2 protein-coding genes are annotated in these 3,129 nt (G+C 71.4%); both read left to right on the top strand.

The features are described 5' to 3' along the window. On the top strand, positions 1-2,688 hold a 2,688-nt coding region (locus ACZ6Q9_RS34145), incomplete at its 5' end, for an AMP-binding protein (RefSeq protein WP_396831417.1). Positions 2,689-2,812: 124 nt separating this feature from the next. Beyond that, the coding region (locus tag ACZ6Q9_RS34150; RefSeq protein ID WP_396831418.1) for a hypothetical protein at positions 2,813-3,129 on the top strand (317 nt) is incomplete at its 3' end.

The following is a 3,129-nucleotide window of genomic DNA, read 5'->3' on the forward strand; positions in this document are numbered from 1 at the left end:
GTCGCCCTCGACAACGACTGGCCCACAGTCGAAGCAACCCAACCGGTCGACCTACCGGTGGTGGACACCTCCGCGCCGGCGTTCGTCATCTACACGTCCGGCTCCACGGGCACCCCGAAGGGCGTCGTGCTGTCGCACGACAAGCTGACCAACTTCCTCGCCTGGATGACCGACGAGGGCGCGATCGGCCCCGACAGCCGCATGCTGCACTCGGCGGCACCGGTCTTCGACGCCGCGTTCGGGGAAGTCTTCGCCACGCTCACAGGTGGCGGTCGCGTCGTGGTCTGCTCCCGCGACGACCTGCTCGACACGCGCCGGCTCACCGACCTCATCAACCGGCACGACGTCACGCACACGTTCGGGCCGGCCACCAACATCGCCCCGCTCGACCCGGCGGCCTGTCCCGGCCTGCGCTGCATCATCTTCGGCGGTGAGGCGGTCCCACCGCAGTTGGCCCAGCGATGGTTGACCGCGGGCACGCGGGTGCTGAACGCGTACGGGCCGGCGGAGATCGCCGTGGCGTGCACGTGGTTCGACGCGTCGGCCGGGTGGGGCGGAGCGTACGTGCCCATCGGCTGGCCGATGCCGAACCGGCAGATCCGCGTGGTCGACACCAACCTGAACCTCATGCCCATGGGCGTACCCGGGGAAATCCTCATCACCGGCTTCGGCGTCGCCGACGGCTACCTCAACCGCCCCGAGCTGACCGCACAACGCTTCGTCACCGACCCGCACGGCGGCGGCCTCGCCTACCGCACCGGCGACCTCGGCCGATGGAACACCACCGGCGCCCTGGAAATCCTCGGCCGCATGGACCACCAGGTCAAAGTCAACGGCATCCGCATCGAACTCGGCGAAATCGAAACCGTCCTCGCCCAACACCCCGACGTCGGCGCCGCCGTCGTCACCCGCCGCGAAGACCGCGGCGTCGCCCGCCTCATCGGCTACGTCACCGGCCGCGACGGGCGGGTCCCGGCAGTCCGCGCGTTGCGTGAACACGCGGCGGCAGTCCTGCCCGCCTACATGGTCCCGGCCGTGCTGATGGTCCTCGACCGCTTCCCCGTCGGCGGCACCGGGAAGATCGACCGTCGGGCACTGCCCGAACCCGGCTCGCAGCGCCCCGACCTGGACGTGGAGTTCGTCGAGCCGACGACGAACGAGGAACGGCTCGTCGCCGGGGTGTTCGCCACCGTCCTCGGCATCGACCGGGTCGGCACGCGCGACAGCTTCTTCGACCTGGGTGGCACGTCGTTGCAGTCGGCCGCCGTGGCCACGCGCATCGACGAGGTCGCGGACGTCGTCGTGCCCGTGTCGCAGATCCACCGCAAGCCGACACCGCAGGGGCTGGGCCGCTGGCTGACCACCGCACCCCGCCGTACGGAGGCCGGCCCGGCCGCCGGTCAGACCCGTCAGCGCCCGGGCCCGGTTCCGCTCGCGCAGCAGGTGGCGAAGTGCCTGATGTCGCCCCTGGAGGTCGTCGTCCCGGTCACCTGGTGGATCGAGGGTGAGCTGGACCTGCGCGCGCTGATGGCCGCGCTCGGCGACGTGCACCGCCGGCACGAGGCACTGCACGCCCGCTACCGACGCGTCGACCCGCCCGTCGCACTCATCCCGCCAAACCCCGGCATGCCCCAGCTCCGGCTCCTCACCGACGCCACCAGCGAACAGGAAGCCCTGGACCAACTCGCCGAAGCGGTGCAACAACCACTCGACTACACCCAGGGCCGCAACTGGCGAGCCGCCCTCATCCGCGAGAAATCCACCAACCGGACCCTGTTCGGCATCGGCATCCACCACATCGCCTTCGACGGCTGGTCGTACGCGCTGCTGGTGCGCGACCTCGGCCACGCGTACGCGGCCCGGTTGTCGGGTGCGACTCCGTTCTGGGAACGGCCGGCACCGACGCTGCGGCAGTCGTACGACGAATACGCCCGGCTGCGCGAGGCCGCCGACCTGGAGGCCCAGCGGGCGTACTGGCGTGAACAGTTGCGGGGCCTGCCCCGCCAGGGCCACGGCCAGCCCACGGCGTCGCTGGAACAGGCACTGGCGTGGGGCCCGAAGGCCGGACACATCGTCACCGTCACCCCCGAGGTCATGCGCCGCTGGGATCGCGCGGCACGGGAACAGCGGTTCAGCCGCTCCAGCTACTTCGTCGCCGCATTCGCCTCCGCGCTGCGCGCCGTCCACCACCAAGACGACATCGGCCTGCTGATGGTCGTGGCGAAGCGGGGCAGCCGCGTCCTCGACTCCGCCTTCACCACCCGGCTGAACCTCAACTGCGTCCGGGTCCGGTTCGACGGGCCGGAGGACGACAAGCTGGTCCTGCGGGTCAACGAGACGATCACCGACCTCATGCAGGCCCAGGACGTCCCCTTCGCGGAAACCGCCGACGACCCCGCCGCCGGGCTCTCCGGCGAGGTGGTCGCCAGCCTGCCGACCTTCGTGTTCCAGGACAACGTGGTGCTTCCGCTGGAACTGCCCGGCTGCCGGGCCGAGGAGGTCGTCGACCCGTACGCCCGGGAGGTGCCCAACGGACTCACCGTCGAGGTGCTCCCCCGCGCAGACCATGCCCTCCTGCGGGTCACCATCCGCACCGACTACCTGCCGTACAGCTTCGCGGAGGAACTGAACGGCCACATGCTGCGCTTCCTCGAAGCCGGACCCGCGGTGGCCCCCACCGCCGGCTGAACTCGCCCCGTCCACACCGGACTGCTCGTCATGCCGTGGACGCGGCAGCCCCGCGCCCACGGAGTTGGTGTTTCGCCCGGCGCGCCTGTTGCAGGCGGCGCCGGCCCTGATCGGAGGTTGACTCATGTCTGTCGGGTTCGTTGGTGGTCAGGCCCAGGCCGCGGGGGGCGCCGGGACCGGCACCGACTTCGAGGGCCTCGACCTGGTGGGCGACCTGCGTCGGCCGACAACGTGGCCGGCCCCGGCCGCGTCGGAGTTCCGGACGGTGAACCTGCCCGACCTGGCGGGTGCGGAGTCCGCCGGCGCGGTGGTGCTGGCCGGTGTCGTGGGTGTGCTCGCCCGGTACACCGGTCAGGGCGAGGTGGTGGTGGGGCTGTCGTCGGGTGGTGTGTTGCGGGTGGGCGTGGCGGGTGATCCGGGGTTCGGGGTGTTGGTGTCGCG

The sequence above is a fragment of the Micromonospora sp. NPDC049139 genome (assembly GCF_055586845.1).